Annotated in this window: 14 protein-coding genes; 6 read left to right on the top strand and 8 right to left on the bottom strand. The window is 58.5% G+C overall.

The features are described 5' to 3' along the window. Positions 1-11 precede the first annotated feature (11 nt). Together IU397_RS14765 and IU397_RS14760 are read right to left on the bottom strand one after the other, a co-directional pair. Positions 12-1,919 carry a caspase family protein gene (locus tag IU397_RS14765; protein ID WP_204415161.1) on the bottom strand — a complete coding sequence of 636 codons (1,908 nt, stop codon included), beginning with the start codon at positions 1,917-1,919 and terminating at the stop codon, positions 12-14. Between the two features lie 204 nt (positions 1,920-2,123). Continuing rightward, complete coding sequence (locus IU397_RS14760) at positions 2,124-2,528, bottom strand: DUF1036 domain-containing protein (protein ID WP_204415159.1); 405 nt, start codon at positions 2,526-2,528, stop codon at positions 2,124-2,126. Positions 2,529-2,693: 165 nt separating this feature from the next. Here IU397_RS14760 and IU397_RS14755 point away from each other — a divergent pair, with 165 nt between their 5' ends. The 6 genes from IU397_RS14755 to IU397_RS14730 all read left to right on the top strand — a co-directional run bounded on the left by IU397_RS14755 (position 2,694) and on the right by IU397_RS14730 (position 6,953). Next, on the top strand, positions 2,694-3,221 hold the full coding sequence (locus tag IU397_RS14755; RefSeq protein ID WP_204415157.1) for a hypothetical protein: 528 nt from the start codon (positions 2,694-2,696) through the stop codon (positions 3,219-3,221). Positions 3,222-3,433: 212 nt separating this feature from the next. After that, positions 3,434-3,805: a hypothetical protein gene (locus IU397_RS14750; RefSeq protein WP_239479823.1), complete on the top strand. Its 372-nt coding sequence runs from the start codon at positions 3,434-3,436 to the stop codon at positions 3,803-3,805. A 78-nt stretch (positions 3,806-3,883) separates the two neighbouring features. Further along, the gene (locus tag IU397_RS14745) at positions 3,884-4,540 is read left to right on the top strand and encodes a MotA/TolQ/ExbB proton channel family protein (RefSeq protein ID WP_204415148.1); all 657 of its coding nucleotides are present in this window, start codon (positions 3,884-3,886) and stop codon (positions 4,538-4,540) included. Between the two features lie 18 nt (positions 4,541-4,558). Continuing rightward, on the top strand, positions 4,559-5,008 hold the full coding sequence (locus IU397_RS14740; RefSeq protein ID WP_204415146.1) for a biopolymer transporter ExbD: 450 nt from the start codon (positions 4,559-4,561) through the stop codon (positions 5,006-5,008). Continuing rightward, positions 5,005-5,418, top strand: coding sequence for a biopolymer transporter ExbD (locus IU397_RS14735; protein WP_204415144.1), 414 nt, complete (start codon positions 5,005-5,007; stop codon positions 5,416-5,418). Before IU397_RS14740 ends, IU397_RS14735 begins: the two co-directional genes overlap by 4 nt. Positions 5,419-5,468: 50 nt before the next feature. Beyond that, positions 5,469-6,953, top strand: coding sequence for a hypothetical protein (locus IU397_RS14730; protein WP_204415143.1), 1,485 nt, complete (start codon positions 5,469-5,471; stop codon positions 6,951-6,953). A 20-nt stretch (positions 6,954-6,973) separates the two neighbouring features. On the opposite strand, the gene IU397_RS14725 is transcribed toward IU397_RS14730, so the two are convergent. The 6 genes from IU397_RS14725 to tssK form a co-directional block, all read right to left on the bottom strand. After that, entirely contained in the window at positions 6,974-9,220 is a 2,247-nt protein-coding gene (locus tag IU397_RS14725; protein WP_204415142.1) for a serine/threonine-protein kinase, read from the bottom strand. 6 nt (positions 9,221-9,226) lie between these two features. Further along, positions 9,227-10,003: a PP2C family serine/threonine-protein phosphatase gene (locus IU397_RS14720; protein WP_204415141.1), complete on the bottom strand. Its 777-nt coding sequence runs from the start codon at positions 10,001-10,003 to the stop codon at positions 9,227-9,229. Between the two features lie 70 nt (positions 10,004-10,073). Beyond that, a complete protein-coding gene (gene tagF, locus IU397_RS14715; RefSeq protein WP_204415140.1) occupies positions 10,074-11,300 on the bottom strand; it encodes a type VI secretion system-associated protein TagF in 1,227 nt (408 codons plus the stop codon). Between the two features lie 4 nt (positions 11,301-11,304). Further along, on the bottom strand, positions 11,305-14,898 hold the full coding sequence (gene tssM, locus IU397_RS14710) for a type VI secretion system membrane subunit TssM (protein WP_204415137.1): 3,594 nt from the start codon (positions 14,896-14,898) through the stop codon (positions 11,305-11,307). A 24-nt stretch (positions 14,899-14,922) separates the two neighbouring features. Then, on the bottom strand, positions 14,923-16,434 hold the full coding sequence (gene icmH, locus IU397_RS14705) for a type IVB secretion system protein IcmH/DotU (RefSeq protein ID WP_204415132.1): 1,512 nt from the start codon (positions 16,432-16,434) through the stop codon (positions 14,923-14,925). Next, positions 16,431-17,765, bottom strand: coding sequence for a type VI secretion system baseplate subunit TssK (gene tssK / locus IU397_RS14700; protein WP_204415124.1), 1,335 nt, complete (start codon positions 17,763-17,765; stop codon positions 16,431-16,433). The genes icmH and tssK overlap by 4 nt, the downstream gene beginning before the upstream one ends. Positions 17,766-17,860 lie beyond the last annotated feature (95 nt).

Raw genomic sequence — 17,860 nt, 5'->3', positions numbered from 1 at the left:
GTCTTCAAAGACTACCGAAAAACCCCGGTATTCATGCGCGTGATCTTTTTCTCGGTGCTCTGTCCAGTTGAGGTGGTGACAGTCCGGGTTGTCGTGATCTTGCGCGTGTTGGTTATTTTCGGCGCGGTCACACGCTTGGCCGCGGCTGGTTGCGCCACAGGTTTACGTTTACTGGTGATCGTACGTTTCGCCTTGGCCACGCGTTGGTTCTGGATCGTCGCCCCTTTGCAGATCACCTGCCGTTCCGCTTTCAACACGCTGAGCAGTGAATTGGTCGCGTCCAGTTCCTCAGGCGCGATGCCCTTGTTGCCATAGTATCGCAGCAGTGCGAGTTTTGATCCCTTTCCAAACTGACCATCAACCCGCATGCGGTAGCAACCAAGGCGGGCAAGCTGCTGTTGTACGGCACGGGACAGGTCGCGACCGACCAGTTCAGGGCCGTCCGGCAGTACAATTCCAAGTTGCGCGGCTTCTTCCGGTGTCAGATCTTCGCCAGGCAAGCGGGGCCGAGCCGTAAAGGCGGGCTCAAGAATATTGTCGGCTGAGATCGACGCTAGAATGACCATCCCGTCGGTGCTGTAGGCGGGTAAGTCGCGGTCAACAGCCGGGCGGGCCGTGGCTGCGAATGCCCGAGCAGCCGGAGCACGCGGGTTAGTCACCGCGCGAGATTGTTGATTGATTGGCGTCGTCTGTATCACTTCCCCAGCGGCCGACGGTGTATCAAGCCGTGCTTTCGGGCCATCCTCCGGCCGCTCCATCAGAACCGGCGTCCGATCAGTGTCACCTGGCAGGCGACTTGGCGGCACCAGCGCCGAATTGCTCTCGCGCGGTTGGCGTACCCGGGACACTGGCCGGGCCATTGCGACAGTCCCGTCACGGTCGGATGCGGTACTGGTAAACGGACCGCCACCGACAGGTACATCTTCGATGATGAAGCCAGGCTGCGATGCAACGGCAACCGGTGCATCATCGGGCTGTCCCACCGGAACTGTACGTGGCAGCGCGGCGGTTCCTCCGATATCCGGCACATCCTCAATGATCAGCCCCGGATTGACGGCGGCCTCGCGCGCCTGGATCTGATCCGCTATCTCGGCTTCTTCAATTTGAAGACCAGCGCGCGTCAGGGTCGAAAGCAAACGGTTTCGTGTATCCGGATCCAGCCGCGCGATCATCTCGTAATCGGCCTGGGTCAGTTGTGCGATCCTCTCAACCTCGGGATTGAAATAGAATTGTGCGCGCAGGGACGACTGATCCCACGGTGTCTGCTTGCCAAACGTCGCCTCTTCTACGGAATTGCGAACGTCTATCATCATGTCCGAGATCGAGATACCTTTGCTCTCCATGGAACTTAGCAAAGCCGTCGTGAACGGACTATTGTCGCCCACCCCATCGGATGTGGTGTTGTTGGGCTGGGTAGCAAAGGCCACAAAGGTGCCCGAACCAGTCTCGACCTTAGCCAGACCTTGGCCCGATGCCCCATGCTGTGACACAGGCAGCGGGTTGTTGCGACAGGCATCCAAAAAGATCAGTGTTTGACGATCCCGGCTTTGCAGTTTTTTTATGATGGTATCCAACCGCCAAGTCTGATCCGGGATCGCTGCACGACTGGTCAGGCGCGCATCGCTCGGGACAAGATAATTGGCCCCATCTAGTTGAAAGGCGTGGCCTGAAAAATAGAAAAGCGTGCTATCGGCAGTTTCCGCATCGGTGGCAAACGCTTCGAGCTGCTTCCAAAAGTCAGCGCCATCGATATCGGTCAACAGGGTAACTTCAAAATTCAGCCGTTCTAGGGCTGCCGCCACATCCGTCGCGTCGCTTTTGGCATTCTTCAAAGAGTAGACGGTGTCATAGTCAGCATTGCCCACGACCAACGCCAGACGACGTGCTTCAGCCGCCTCGACGAGCACCGATACCGCCATGACAGCTATCGGAGCAATCCGCGACACTTTGAAAACAATACGGCAGACAAACCTAAGCGATGGTCGCAACATGAAATATGTCAAACCCCTGCAAAACAGCATCATACTCCCCACGCGTGATATATGTCAGCTTACGGATCCAATGCGAGTCTTGGAGCCGGGTTTTCCAGACTTTTCGCTTTTTTTGTCTATTTCGATAGCAGTTCAATTAAAATCCAGCGGAGATAGAAACAATGTCCACCGCTCGACAGCCTTTGTATCCACCTCGAAGAAGCCCGCGGCTTTGTATCCGCGCCGCCAGCAATCGTCGATTCCCGTGATAGTGAAGCGTTTGGAGCCGATGCACATCGTCGTCACGCCATCTAAAATCGGCTGACCAAACACATCTGTCGCGTGGACATACACATACCGATTGGTCAGATCGCCTTTTATTACAGTGGCGCATTGGTTGGTGCCGACGGTCCACCAGCCTTCGGTGGCAAACTCAGCACCGTTGTCCTGACCAATAGCGATATTGACGACATCAAATGACTGGTTGCACACTGAAAAATCGGCTTGGGCTGAAAAAGCGAACCCGGTGAGCAAGATCGTGCTGTAAAAAAGTCTCATAATGGCTTATACTTGCTATCGATTTTATTTGCATGGCGATTTTTTGCCTTGGCTCGGCTTAAAGTTGCCACCGCGGCGAAACGGGCAGCAGAGCAAATTGCGGAGAACCGCGTGGGGCTGAGAGTTGATAAACTGGGGAAAGCATGCACGGCTATCGTCGTTTCGATGTCTGTTACACTCTACACCATATCTCCTGGTGTTGCAGGTCCGGTGGCGGTCGATCAGCAGTCGCCCTCCACCCCGGCACATGCGCCCGATGATCCGAATGCCGCACGCATCAACGACTTTTTGTCAGAGACACGCAGCATGGCAGCGACAGCACGCGTGGATCAAACGCAGGTCGGCCGTACTCGGGGACTTACGCCGCCGGACGAGGTTGAGCTGAGCTGGCCAAAGGATGTGGAGCGGCGCTCAATCGTCAACAGGACAGCGCCGTCCGTGGGTAACTTGGCCGAACCAAACGGCACCGCACCATCCGCCCGCGATGCCGATCTGGCCGGTCCGCCCGTGTTGCGCCCGCGGCCACAGGGCAAACGGCTCATGGATGTGGTCCGCCCGGTTGCACGACCGTCCAAGCCACGGGCTGACGTTGCCACCCCACGAGAGCCATCCACCAATGTGATGCACCAATCTGAGCGCCGCGTTGCCCGCATTCGACCGGGGACAACGTGGAGCACTGGCGAGTTTCGCTGACATCCAAACCGTCCCCACAAACCCATGCCCTAATCCTTGTCTCGGACAGTTGAATTGCCTGGATGAAAATTGCGCAGACGGGGCTTTGCGTAATACTTAACGCATGATAGCTCTTGCCTGTCACGGCACTACGAAACGAGGGGCACGTTAACAATATGTTAAGAACACTATCATCGCTGGCGCTTGGGGGGATTACAGCGGCGGCTTTATCGATGGCACCAGTTTACGCTCAGGGTGGGAATTTCGCGCTGGACCTGAACAATGCACGCGATGTGGGCGCGGGATGCCGCCTGACCTATGTCGCCACCAACAATACCGGGGTCGCGCTGGAGAAAACTTCGTACGAGGTTGCCGTGTTCGATCAAGAAGGTGTCGTGTCACGTCTGCTGATCCTGGAATTCGGCCAGTTGCAGGACGGCAAGACAAAGGTGGTTCAGTTCGACCTGGCCGAACAGCCCTGCGCAGATATCTCGCGCCTGCTGGTGAACAGTGTGGCAGAATGCACCGCCTCTGACGGCACAACGCCCAACTGCATGGACGGGTTGGTCACAAGCTCGCGTGGCGATATTCAATTCGGCATCTGATATGTGGCGGGACGGGCCGATTGAGGCCCGTCTTGTACCCTAACCAGATGTTTCGACTTTTCTGGTAAGCCATCTTCCATGTTTTCAGCGCTACCCGATGAACTCGACAGCTTTGCCTGGATCATTCTTGGCGTGCTGGCTGTTGTTTCGGTCGTGGCGCTCACAATCGCATTCTACAAGATGTTGCAGTTTGCCTCCCTCGGCGTCGGCCGCCGCAAACATGCCAATCAGATCGTGGATCGCTGGCTCAAAGGTGAAGGCGATGCGGCACTGGAACTGGCGGTCAAACGTGACACGTCGCTGGTGCGGGTGCTCTTTGCGACATTGTCGGGGTTGAAAGCTGCCCCCAATGACAAGGGATATGTCCGCGAACTTGCAACCCAGGCAGCCCTCGATGAGTTGGCACAGATGAGTCGACGGATGCGCGCGCTTGAGGCAGTCGTGCAGGCAGCACCAATGCTTGGCTTGCTGGGTACGGTCGTGGGAATGATCGAGGCTTTTGAAAAGCTTTCGCAAAGTTCCGGTGCAGTTGATCCATCCGTCCTGGCAGGGGGCATCTGGACAGCGCTGATCACAACGGCAGTTGGATTGGCCATCGCCATCTTCTTTTACTTTATCGCGACATGGCTGGAGGGCCGGATCAACCGGGAACGAGAAGCGATTGAACGGCTGATTTCCACCGTCCTGCATGGCCGTGTCGAAACGCGACCGGGACGGACCCAGACAATCGCATAACGTGCTAGGGTTCCGGTCATGAACCGAGGTGACGCAACCTTCACCATCAATCTGCCGCGTCGGCGCCCTGCCGCGGCTTTTGCATTGACCCCGCTGGCGGATGTGATGTTTCAGCTTTTGATCTTTTTCATGTTGTCGACATCGCTGGCCCCCTACGCGCTTGTCCCGCTGGGCGCGCCAACCGCGCCAGAGGCCGCGACCGGTTCACAGAACGCGGCGCCCACCTCGCGCAGCCAGGTCATCTGGCACGTCTCGCGGGGTGAGGTTCGCGCCGGATCTGCTATCCTGACCATGGCCGAGCTGCGCCAGGCGATCCCAGCGTTGAAGGATCATGGCCTGACCGAGGTCCTGCTATTTTCCACGCCGCAGGCCACCGCACAGGATGTGGCAACGGTGATCGAGGCGATCCGCGTCGGGCAGGTCGCCCGCGTTCGGCTCATCGCGCGGCCCGGGCGGTTATCCCCTTGATCATTCGGTCGCGCCTTGTTCCTGAAACGCCGCGCAGGCCGCCCGATTTCGGCCTGGCCCAGGTGAATATCGTCTTGCTGCTGGTCCTGTTTTTCCTGGTCGTGGGCACCATCGTGGAAACAGATGAGCTCTCGGTCGAGCTGCCCGAAACGGTGGATCTGCCGCTGGAACGTCTGCCGCGTCCTTTGCTACTGCTCGCGACGGATGGCACTTGGTCGTTAGACGGCACAAAAGGCAGCCCTGTGCAAATTACCCAGCGCCTGATGGCATATCCCGACGATCCCAAGAACGTCCATATTCTGACCGCCCGTGACCTGCCTGCGGATAAGCTGCTGGCCGCGATGCAAGTGCTTCAGCCGACCGGACTGGGGGTGACGCTGGTCACGCTGAAAGGCGATACTGGGCCGTGATCAAACGGCTGGCAATAAACGGCGAGGGCTTTCAATTATGCGCCGCTTTGATGATGGCACTCGTGGTGCATGGCGCTGCGTTCAGCGCGATGTCTTTTCAACGGATCGATCCGCCTGCCCCACCGCCAGAAACGGAAGTCGTTCTGGAAAGCATCCAGCTGGCCAGCAGCACAGCGGTTGAGGCGCGCCCTGGCATACCATCGCCCCCGAGCGCACCCGCAACGACCGCGGAACGGGTACAGGTCACAGCCCCGGACCAGGCCTTGACACCGGACGCGGTCAAAGCCACCTCGCCCGCGCAGAAGGCATCCACAGTCCGCCCGGCAACAGAGCGGATCACCGCGGCGCCAGCCGAACTGGATAGCACAGACAACAGCCCAACCGACGCGGAACGGATAGCGGGGGAGGAGGTTGGCGGTACCACCACACTGCCAGACCGTATCGGCACAGTGTCACCACCGCCCGTCGCCACAGCCCCGGTCGTCGCCGGACAGGTGACGATTGGCCAATCAGCCAGTGTCGGGGCGATCAGCACTGCGACCGCAACCTCTTCAATCGCTGCGGAACAAAGCCCACAGGCTCGTCCCGGTCAGCGCGTTGGTGCTGAAACCCAATCGCCCTCGACCACGACCCATCCGTCTGCACCCGTATTTCCCGGTGCGACGACAACCGGCACGTCCGACCGCGTGGCCGCACTGCCAGAAACATCATCGACCACTCCAAGCCCGACTGAGGCTGCCGCCCCTGCCACGCAACCTGAGGTTCCGGCGGGACTGGTGCCAGAGCGGGTGACCCCGTCAAACCCGAGCGCCCAGACCGTATCGCCCAACAGCCCGCAATCTGACGCGAGTGAACCGACGGGGAGCGACGCGCCCGCTCCGGCAGGATCAACCACTGTTGAGGATCGCGCCCGTTATGCTGCAATCCTGAAGCATCTCAAGCGCTACAGCGGCGGCAACTGTTTTGCAGCCCTCCCCGCCATCGGTGACCAGGCTGGTCAACTGACGCTCGACGCCTTTGGGGAGACCACAAAGCGCCTTGATCGGTTCCGCACCGGGCTGGAGGAGGCCGCAGGTATCGTGCCCGGCACCTATCTTAAACCGGTGAGTACAGCACAATGCGCTGCCGTCAGTTTCATAAAACAACTTCCGACCTATCCGCAATTTGGCCTGTATTTCGAGATCGGGGCCCGCGATATCAAAAGCGGCGGCAAACTGAGCGGACGCATCCGCAACACCAGCGGGTTGTTTCTACACCTGTTGCTGATCGATGATGAAGGGACCGTGCAGGGTCTGGACAGTTTCTTGCAGTTTCGGGCAGGCGCCGCCGAGTTTTCAATCCCGATGACCTACCAGGGAGGGCCGATTGACACGCAACAACTGATCATGGCCGTCGGCTCACCCGGGCGGTTGGACACGATCCAGCAATTGAACGGCGCAAGTGCCTTTGCCTTCTTTGCCGCATTGGAGGCGGAGCGCGCTCAGAAGGATCTGGATATCGACCTATCGATGGTCGCCTTTTCCGTCCAACCTTAGCGCCGTCGCCACATCTTCGATCAGTTAAATGTGAAGCGGAAGTAACCCGCCGCGGCAGTGGCTTCGATACCCTTGCTGCGCAACTCCGTTTTGATCAGCCCCATCAAAACATCGGCCGGGGTGCCCGGTGGCGCTTTGGCGTTATCAATCGACGTATCGGTCGCTACGGCGACGATCAATTGGGGCACCAAGCCGTCATCCGCTCCCCGCGTATTTGGGCGAAGGGACAATGCGAAATCGGCGGATCCATCATCTTGCGGTTTCAACAAACCTGACAAATCGTAAATCCCACCCTGGGCATCAACCAGCATCAACCAGATCTCACGATCGCCAATCTGGCTGACATTGCCCCGGATGGGCTCTCTGCTTTTCAGAACGGTTTTGTCCAGAGTCAATGTCGGGGCCTTGGATCGGTCAGGATCCAGACCTTTCAGGAACTCGATCACCGGGCACTGGCTTGGTTTGACGATGCGCACACCAATATCCGGTTCAATGCCATGCGCCTTCTGAAAATCGGCCAGAAGGGTCCAGAAGGGTTTGTCCGAGGTGGCATAGCCTTCGATGGCAAAACTACTAGGCGTCGCACTCAAAACCGATGCATAGACGCAAGACGGCAGAGTGTATCGACGCATCCATTCCACACGATTGCCGATGATGGCCAGCGGGTCATCCGGATCAGTAATGGCCAGCGGTACGGGATCGGGCCCAGGATCGTTATCGATGGCCACGGATGGGTCGCGGTCAGGGTCACTTGGCTGGGGAACGACCGGTTGGCTGTCGGAATCCGTGATCGCCGCCGTGTCAGAGTCCGGGTCGGGGATGGCCGGGCTGACAGGTTCATTGTCAGTCCCTGCATCAGGGTCCGGGTCGTCGGGCGATATGGCCGCAAGGACGTCGCTCAGATCGGGATCTCCTGCGGGAGGATCATTGTCCGCTTCGGCGGTCTGGGCTTCGGGTTGCCGTCCCGCCGTCTGACCGCCGGAACCAATTTTTGGCGCCAGTGGCGAAGAGACAATCATCGGATCCAACAGCCCCGCATAATACACACCGGCCCCACCGCCGCACAACGCGAGCACCGCGGCTGCGATCAGGATGAACGGGCTCGCACCGCGACGGCGCTGTGCAACCTGCGGCGAGGCTGGCGCCTTCGACGGCACGGATCCCGGATCGCCCGGATCGGCTTTACCCGAGGCGACCGAACCCACCCCGAACGGGCTTTGGCTATCGGAGATCGGCGGCGTGGTTACCGCCTGTGGCGCCGCAGTCGCCGGTGTGTTGGAAAAGCCGAATTCCGGCGGGCGGCTGATCCCCGGCGCGATACTGCCAGGCGGGGCGATCACTGTTCGGTCGGGCTCAAGCCATGGAACCTGGGTGGTGTGCCCCGGCAAGGTGCCCGCGCTGCCCTGATCCAGCATCTCCACCACTTGCAACATCGATTGCGGGCGATTTACCGGATCTGGCTGCAGCATGCATTCAATCACCGGGCGTAGATCGTCATGGACCCAAGTGAGATCAGGCACCTCGGCCCGGCGATCCACGGCCTCTCCCGGGTTGTCGCCCATATCCAAGGGCTCGCCCATGGAGGCAGCCGCCGCGACCAAACCCAAGGAATAGATATCCGATTGCGCCGTGATCTCGCCCCTGTAGCGCCCCAACTGTTCAGGCGAGACATAGTTGTACTTGCCAGCAAACTGTCCGCCCAACAGGGTTCCACCACCAAAGTTTTCAGATTTGGCAATCCCGAAATCAATGATCTTGGCATGGCTGACCATGCCGTCCTGGATAATCACATTGTCCGGGCTCAGATCACGGTGAACAACGCCCAGGTCGTGGGCTTTCTGCAGACCCGGGGCGAGACGGCGCAGAAGGATCTTCACATCCTCCGCCTCCATCGGTTGTTCCGCGATGTAATCCGCCAGCGGGCGACCACCGACATATTCCATGACGAGACAGGCTCGTTCAATCATTGGATCGACAGTGAACAGATTGTAACGGACGATTGCATCGTGATGGAGGCGGCCGAGTACCGTCGCCTCCTTCTGAAACAGCGCGATGATCTTTTCATCATGGGCCAGGGCCGCCAGCACGATTTTGATCGCGACCGGTTCTTGGGTGTGGATATTCAACCCGCGATAGACTTCGCCCATACCGCCCGTAGCGATGTGCTCGATAATCTCGTAGGTGCCTCCTACGATCTTTGTCCCGATCTCGACCCCGATATTGGTGGCGGGCAGGATCCGCGTCTTTCCTCTCTCTTCAGACGCCATCGCCGGTTAGGCTCCCTGCTGCTGGATATCGAAGAATTCACTGAATGCGGCGACTTCGGTCTTGTCGAAGGCCCGCACGATCATCACCGTTGTATTATCTGTGGCCCCCCGATCCAAGGTCATGTCCAACAGCATCTCGCACGCTTTTTGAGGCTGATTGCCATTGGCAATCTCGCGTATCTCCGGATCATCTACATGGGCCGTCAACCCGTCGGAACACAGCACAAAGGTATCCCGATTGCGCAGGGTGCCGTATTTGTGATCAAGATCGACCTCCTCCCCAACCCCCACGGCACGTGTGATCACGTTCTTGCGTGGCCAGCTTTCGGCCTCCTCAGCGGTTATGGCCCCGCGATCCAGCAGTTCATTCGCTTCCGTGTGGTCGCGGCTCAGTTGGGTCAGCTGGCCATCGCGCACCATGTAGATCCGGCTATCCCCCGACCAGACGCAGGCGAAGTGCTGCTCAAAGGTCAAAAGTGCGACGACGGTCGATCCAATCGTCCCCCCAGAGCTCAGCGCGTGGTTCTGAATTTCATCATTGGCCCGGCCGATCCGTTCAACGAAACGCGCCTGAAGATCCGGTGCCGACGATGGTTTCCCGATAGACGCCAGATGATCCACGATGGAGCCGGAGGCGTATTCACCGCCCAGATGCCCACCCATCCCATCGGCCACCAGCCACAAACCACTGGCCGGTTCTGACAAAAACCGGTCTTCGTTATGGTCGCGGGCCAGCCCGGTATGGCTGACCGCGCCAGTCTCGAACCTAAAGGACTTACCCATCATACGGAAAACTGACCAAAGGAATATCTTGGATAACGTGCCGGAATAATCATCCAGGGAACAAAGAGGGTCAATCCTTACCCTCCGGGCCGCGGTTGCGTAGGGCAAATATACCCCTCAGACCGGGACCTTTACCCGCGCCCAAGCCTCGTTTCGGGTCGAGAGAGCCAAAGGGGCTGTCCTCGTCATGATCTTGCAAATCGCGGACGTATGGTGGCGTGGTGGGCACCGCGTCGCTCGGTTCGGCCTCGCTCATCGTCTGGCGCACGGATTGCAGGATCTTGTCCGTTTCATCATCCGTCTTAGCCGCATCTCCGGACGCGGCCGAGATATCTGCTTTTTTTTGCGCGGACAAACTCCAACCTGCTTCCGTGTCGAACGGATTGCCGACATCTACCGGCGCATCTGACGGCGTCACGGGCTCGGCAACTTGCAGCTGTGACGAGTCTGGTGGTTCAGCCAGTGGGCGCGTGTCTCCACGCTTGGGCACCGGATCAATGGAGGGATCCACGGCCCAGGCAGCGTTTTCGGGTACCTCCACATCCTGTTCATCGTCCACTGGATCCGGCATCGGTTCCACGGGATCAGCCGGAGCTTCTTCTAGAAGAGATTTCGTTTCGGCCTGGGCAACTTTGGACGGCGGGCCGAAACCAACCAGCATCGCCGCAAAGCCCGCGGCATCGGGCATATCGTTCATGGCAAGCAAAGCTGGGCCGACCCGCGTGTTGCCCGCCGTCCACCAATAGCTGCGCGATGCCGCGGCAAGCTGATGGTCATGGGTGCCCACATCACGAAGCAGGTGGGCCAACCCTTCCTCCCCATAAGCGAAAAACGCCTGACGCTTATCTTCCACCAGGGGTTGCGGCGATCCCGCAGGCAAGGGCAACTGCGAAAGAAGCCCATCGATATTACCATCAAATCCGTCAGACCTTAACTCTAGCAAGGCCGCGTCAAGACGGGCATACCAACGCTCGTTCCCCGCATCCACAACTGGTGGGGCGGGGTGATCCCCTCCAGCGTCACACAGGATCAGGCAAAGCGGAAATTGCCGCCCGACCTTGTCAACGGATGGTACGATCGCTCCGGCAACCGACTGGCCGAACAAAAGCTCGCCTAACCAAAACCGCCAGACGGGGGCGGCGGCATAGATGTCATCCCAGCGCTCCCCCAAGTGATGACGCGCGCCAGACGTGACCCGGTTCAACCAGCTTTCCCAAGGCTGCAGAACCGCCGCCGGAAGAGCCCGGCTAACGAAGTCCCCGTTGGCGGGCAGTTTACCAAACAGACCGATCTGCATCAAATCATAGCCCTTTCGGGCATTTGAACTCGACTAGTTCGCGGATAAAGAACGGGCTTTCATTGGCCGCCGCGACGAACAGATATCGCATCTCCCGCCCGTCCAAATTGTACGCTACGACGACCTCGTTGCCTTTCACGCGCGGCTGGCCCAATTTTAGGAACCGCAGGAACGACCATGCTCCCCGCCCGAAACCTCTTTCATTTTCTCGCCGGCTCAACTTTGGAGTATAATCCAATGACACCTCACCGGCACCGGATCCCGGCCAAGTGATATCGGTTGGGGGGTTTGTTCCAGCAGCCGACCGTACCTGGGCACCGCCGACATTGAGCACAGCCAAGTCAATGCCCCGACCAACCTGTGCGCGAACAGTCATCTGGATGTTGGGTGGAGCACTGCCCGTTGGGAAAAAGGCATCACGGATCGCCGCTGCCCGTTCAAACTGCTTGAGCGTCGCATTGCTGAGCTTGCCCGCCAGCGGTCCTTCATCCTTCCATGTCCAATTCGCCCCGGACAGGTCGGCGAATTGCGACAGTTCCTGTAGAAAGAACCGGTCTATCACACCGTTGGGTGCAAAGAGCTGCGAAAATTCGGGGATCGCCACATCCCGTTCCGAGCCCTGAAAAAAAGGATAGCGGTTCGAGATGATTTGTTCGCAACGCTGTGTCACACTTTGAGCCAATGCATCGTTCAGGCGCGCAATCGATGTATTGGCAGCATCGCCTTCAAAATCATCAACTACGTCAGCGATCATGCGGTTCATCGGATCCGGCATTCGTGTCGCTGCCTGTTTCAGCGCACCCAGAAGCGGCGGTAGCGCAGATCCTGTGATTTCCGGCTGACTGCTGGCGGTGAACAACAGTCGCTGCATCTCTCCCAAGGTGGTGATCAAGCGATCCGCAATGCGGTCGCCCTGCTCGCCCTCCATGATATCGTGCCAATCGGTGTAGTATTGCTCGATCTCGGAACCGGGGAGGCGCTGCGGGCGCCCACCCCCGCCAGCGGCGCCAGCACGGTTGTCGTTCTTTGTATTGTTCAGGATCGCATCCAGGCCGATCCGCTTTAAGCCGGTTTGACTGGCAACAAACCGATCCAGCGCGCGCTCCCCCACCTCTCCAGCGACGTTTTCAGCCAATTGCCCCGCATCATCAGTTGATACCAAACGGGGGTCTGAAAACTCATTTGTCAGCTTGGTTTCCGCCGCAATTTGCTCCGACAGGCGCAGGATTGGCGAATTGGTGCTGGCCGATGCCGCGCTCAAGGCTTCGTAACGTGGTTTGTCGGCTGCCATCGGGCGCAGCTTGATGTTGTTCAGCACAGTATCCCATTCGCGGATCCAGTCCTGCGAATACCGGCGCAGTAGCGGGGGACCAACTTTGGAGATCTGTTCTTCAAACTGGGCTTCCTCGGCATACTGGCCCATAACCCACTGCTCTTCGATCAGCGCCTCGGCGATTTCCGCCAATTGCGGAAGGAAGAATTCGTGGAACCCCCGGTAGGTATAGAGCGCCGGGATCACCAGCTCTTCGAGGGCCTTGCCATCAACGGTTTCAAAGACGACATCGGCATCGCGACCGCCGCGATTGACCACCGTGAACTCTTCGATCCCCGAAAACTCCGCCGTGGACAGGATCAGGGAATAGGCCTGATCAGCGACATTCATCCGCGCCAGCGTCCGCTCCGCCTGATCCACCAGAGATCCGTTCAACTCGAAAGACGGCTCCCGCGCGGCGTCAAGCTCCAGCATAGCGCGCAGATGCTGTTCCAGCGCTTCGCGCGTGCTGCGCAGTTGGGGACCCGGATAAAGGATGTTGGCCCAGTCATCACGGAACCAGCCCACGACAAAATCATCATCCGATTGGGGGGCCGTATCGACGCCCAGCAATTTGTAAACCTTGAGGGATTCGTAGACCGCCAGCACTTCACCGGCACGGATATTCCCCTCCAACTCGTTTTCGACCCGCAGGATCAGGCGAGAGCGGAACATCCGCTCCAGGGCCTGGCGATAGGTCGCTTCAGAAGCGGAGCGCAACCGATCCCGCTGGCTCAGGCCAAACCGTTCGGTCAGCGACTTTTCGGACGTTGTATCGCCGTAGCCAAGCGGCATGTCCCGCAACCGGTCGAGGTAAGGGAGCACTTCCTGCAAGTCGAAACTGCTCAGCTGTGCTGTTTCCAACTCATCCTTTGCGACGACCTCGTAATCCGCAATGGCCGCCTGTGCCGTGCGAACGAGTTCCCGGTTTTGCAGGAATGACATGCCCCATAACCCGATCATGCCAAAGGTCACAATGGACAGGATCGCATAGCCACCATAGCGGAACGCCGCCGCACGACGCACGGCGCGACGGTCGGTTGAAACCCAACCAGCCTCAGCAAAGATCACACGACGCAGCAGGTCATGCAGGAAATACGATTTGCCTTTGCCCGACATCAGGCCACCCGCCGCGACCCCGCCAAAGTTGCGCTCCATCGCTCCCAAAACCTGGTCGATGGGTGTGCCTTCCTGTGTGCCGGACGAAAAGTAGAACCCCCGAAGATTGGCATTCACCTTGTAGCGGGTATGGCCAAAAATTCCCTTGGTGAACCCTTCCAGTCGGTCGCGCAACATGGCGACCTGACCCGGAAAACCAAAGATGGCGATGCGATTGACACCGTCCGGCTCTTCCTGGAGGCGGTCTGTGACTTCTTCGGACAAACGGCCCACCAATTCATCAAAGGCTTGGCTGAACCGTTCAACAGTCGCCTCTTTCTTGGACTCCGTCTGGAATGTATGACCCCAGACTTTTTGCCGCCGGGATGCCGAGAATGAACCGAAATACTCCATGAATCCCGAGATGAGATCGGCCTTAGTCAGCAGCAGATAGACCGGGAAGTCCACGCGTAGCTGATCCTGAATCTCCATTAGACGCTTGCGGATGGTATCAGCATGGGCCTCCAGCTGTTCGGGACTGTCGGTCATGATCTCTTGCAGACTGATCGCCAGGATCACGCCATTGATGGGCTGGCGGGTGCGATGCGTTTTCAAAAGCTTCAGAAAGCTTAGCCAGCTTTCCTGGTCAGCCGCCTTGTCGCTGTCTTGGGTAGTGTAGCGACCGGCAGTGTCGATCAGCACGGCCTCTTCCGAAAACCACCAGTCGCAATACCGCGTGCCGCCGACACCTGCCACCGCACCCTCGCCCTTCTCAGCCAAGGGGAACTTGATGCCAGAGTTTAGCAAAGCCGTGGTTTTGCCTGAGCCTGGCGGGCCGATGATCACATACCATGGAAGCTCATACAGGAAGGATTTTGAGCCGGAGGAGGTCTTCAGCACGCTCAGCGCATCGGTCATGCGTTCTGACAACACCTCACCATCGCCGGTGATCTGGGGTTCGGCAATCGCCTCCTCCAGCGCCTTGGCCGCGCGACGGCGGCGGATAAAGCGGATCAGATAGATCGTGCCGACCGTCAGCCAGACGACAGAAATCATCAAAATCCGTACCCAGATCGCGTCAAACGGCCGGGTCTCCCCAAAGCCAATCAGCGGGAAAGCGAACCAGACGACGGCAGCCCAGGAAATAAGGGCCAAAACGACCAAAATACCAATGATCCATTTCTTCATCAGAACAGACCTCTTTTGCGTGATTTAAAGTGTATCTTCTCGTTGAATCATAATCTCGACCCGCCGGTTCTGCGCTTTGCCTTCATCGGTGGCATTGTCCGCAGCGGGTTCATCTTCACCTTTCCCAATCACCTCGATCCGGTCGGTTTCCTCAAACAGCGGCTTCAGCTTGTCCGCCACCGACTCCGCGCGGGCGACCGACAGTTCAAAGTTGTTCTTGAACCGGCCACGGCCGGACAGCGGAACATTATCGGTATGCCCAACAATCTGGACCGGACCAGGTTCGTCATTCAGGGCCTCTGCAATCTTCTCCGCCAGCGAGTCGAATTCCGGCTTCACGTCAGACTTTCCTGAGGCGAAAAGCACGACGTTATTGACGTCCAGAACGATGAAATCGCCTTTCTGGCCTACATTAACCGCCTCCCCTTCCAAGGCTTCGGTGATGCGCTCAAGCTGATCGCTTTCCGTCAACTCGGGCGGCGGGGTGTATTCCGCGACCTGCGTGCTGCGTTCCAGTTTGATCATCTGCGTCGGGTGAAGGCCCACCATACGCGCGGCCAGCGTATTGCCTTCATCCACCAGCAGCAGACGCATGGCAAAATAAGCACCCGCCATCAAGGCAGCCGCGAAACAGGCCACCGCCCAAATCGGCACGCCGCGAAAGGCGCGGCCGGCGGCAAGCTCAACGCCCCTCCAATGGATGGAGATGTCATCATCCCCACGCCCCCGCACCCGGCGCATGGCCTCGTAGATGGCGCGCTTGACGTTCTGTAGCTGGATATCGCCACCATTCATGGCCCGGTACTGCCCTTCAAAACCCAATTGCAGGCAGGTCAGCATCAGCTCCAGCAAGTGATATTTGTGGATCGGGTTTTGCAGCGCCTTTTCGACTTCCTGAAAAAAACCGACGCCAGAGGTCCGTTTGTTAAAGAACCGCGCAACCATAGAATACTGCAACCAGACGGACCGATCCGTCCCCGGCAGGTTCTGCACAATGTCATCGGCGGTTCCGCACAAGCAATATTTGGCGACCAATGCATCATGTTGATCGACGCCTTCTGCCAGAACGCGCTCTTCGAATTTCTCGATCTCCTCCGTGACATGCTGCATCAGCGGGACGGCGTGCATATCTACAACCTGACTGCGCAATCGCCCAAAAAGGATCAACAGCGAAGCCGCGGCGGCAGTCAGCGGATTGGCTTCGGAAGAGTGGCCAGAAATCTTCGCATTCAGCGCTTTGTCGAGACTGATCTTTTTGGCAGGCGCCCGCTGGACCGGTGCGGGCTTATTCATATCGGGGAAAAATCCCTGATCGACAGGTTTCGCCCCCATCCAGGCGTTGGTATCGCCCACCTGGCCCCCGCCAAACCCGCCCTCGTTTTGCGGAGAGCCAAAGGCGCCACCAGGCGCGAAGGGGTCACTACCCAGCCCACCAATCACCGTCTTTTGCGCACCACCCGCGGGACGTGCGCCACCAAATCCACCGCCAGGCATCGGACGGATGACAGTTTTTCCCCCGTCCTTCTTATCGCTCATGCACGGTTCTCCTGGATCGCCCACAGCTCAAGCTTGAGGTCTGGCCATGAGCCTGCGAAATGCATCCCGATCGCCGGCGCTGTCGAAAACTCGCGCCACATCGGGTTATTCTTATCAATATAGAAATAGACGTGGCTCGTCACGGCGCGGATCTGACGCGGCGGCGTGGGCGTATGTACCAGCTCCAGTCCAGGCAAATTATTGTTCACAATGGCGTTCATTTGGGTATTCGGACCCACTTTGCAAAGGGCCGGGAATTGCTGCTGCACCTGGGTCAGCGGTTTGTTGGCCGCAACCTCCACCACAAAGCTGGCATCGCGGAATAGGTTTCGGTCGCCCACTTTGGCAATAAAGCTGCCCGGATGCACTTCCTGTAGGTCAAGCCTCACGGCACGCCCCACATCACGGCTCAGCAGCCGCTGGATGTCGCGCACGACGGGTTCAAACACCTCTTCCAGATTGTCTTGGTCAAAGGGTTTGTATTCCGGCGCCAGACGCTTGGTGTCAAACGTCCATAACTCCCCCGCAAGCCGCAGCAACAACTGGTACAGCTCTTCGGGATGAATGTATTTGCTGCCGCGGTAATGCTTTAGCAAATTGATCTCGCGGTTCAGGACCAACAACATGAAATAGTCGGTGGCCTGCAACCCCCCGCCCGAAGATGGATCAGAAGCATAGCGCGCCAGACTCTCCAGTTTGGTTTCGGTCCAGCCCACGACCCGCTCGATCCAGCCAGCCACCACGGGATGAGCCTGAATGCTCAGGACAGGCGGCGCGAACTTTTCATCGAAGATCACCGTCTTGTCGCGTACCTCGACGATGCGGCCGACTTTCAAGCAGTGGTATCCCGGCTTCTCGGTCTTGCGGATGTCAAATTCGATGCGGGGATGGGCGACCTCAATCCCCTGTTCCAGCCGCATGGATGCTGTACTGTCGGCCACAGTCTCGGCGCCAAGACGATAGCGCGATGACCGGCTCGCTTCATCCTCTGTCCCCACTTCACGCCCGTTCATCTGCGCCATGGGAAGGGTCAGCCAAACCATCTGTCCTTCGGACCCGTCGGGGATGTCGATGGGGTCGGGCAACTGGTTGGTGCCCGGCATGTCAAAGGGCGTACCATCGGGAAAAATACCCGTGGCCGAGCGCAACCCAAACTTCATCTGCTGAGCAATATCGCGATCGATTTCGATCTGGGAGTACCCCCAAGGATAAGGGGACATCAGCCGCGTGCGGCTCTCCAACAGCTTTTCAAAATAACGATCGCCTTGCTGAAAATGGTGAGGCTGAAGAAAGAGCCCTTCCTTCCAGGCGACTTTGGAATACCAGGACATCGTGCAGTGTACCGCCGTTCAAAGTTTTAATATCGCTATAGTGTCAGTTTAGCTTACGCGCGAAAAGCCGGGAAATTCCGACCATTGCCCGACAT

The organism is Actibacterium sp. 188UL27-1 (assembly GCF_016901225.1).
GTDB lineage: Bacteria > Pseudomonadota > Alphaproteobacteria > Rhodobacterales > Rhodobacteraceae > 188UL27-1.
Note: the sequence above shows the minus strand (reverse complement) of the source record. Positions and strands in the feature narration are given on the sequence as shown.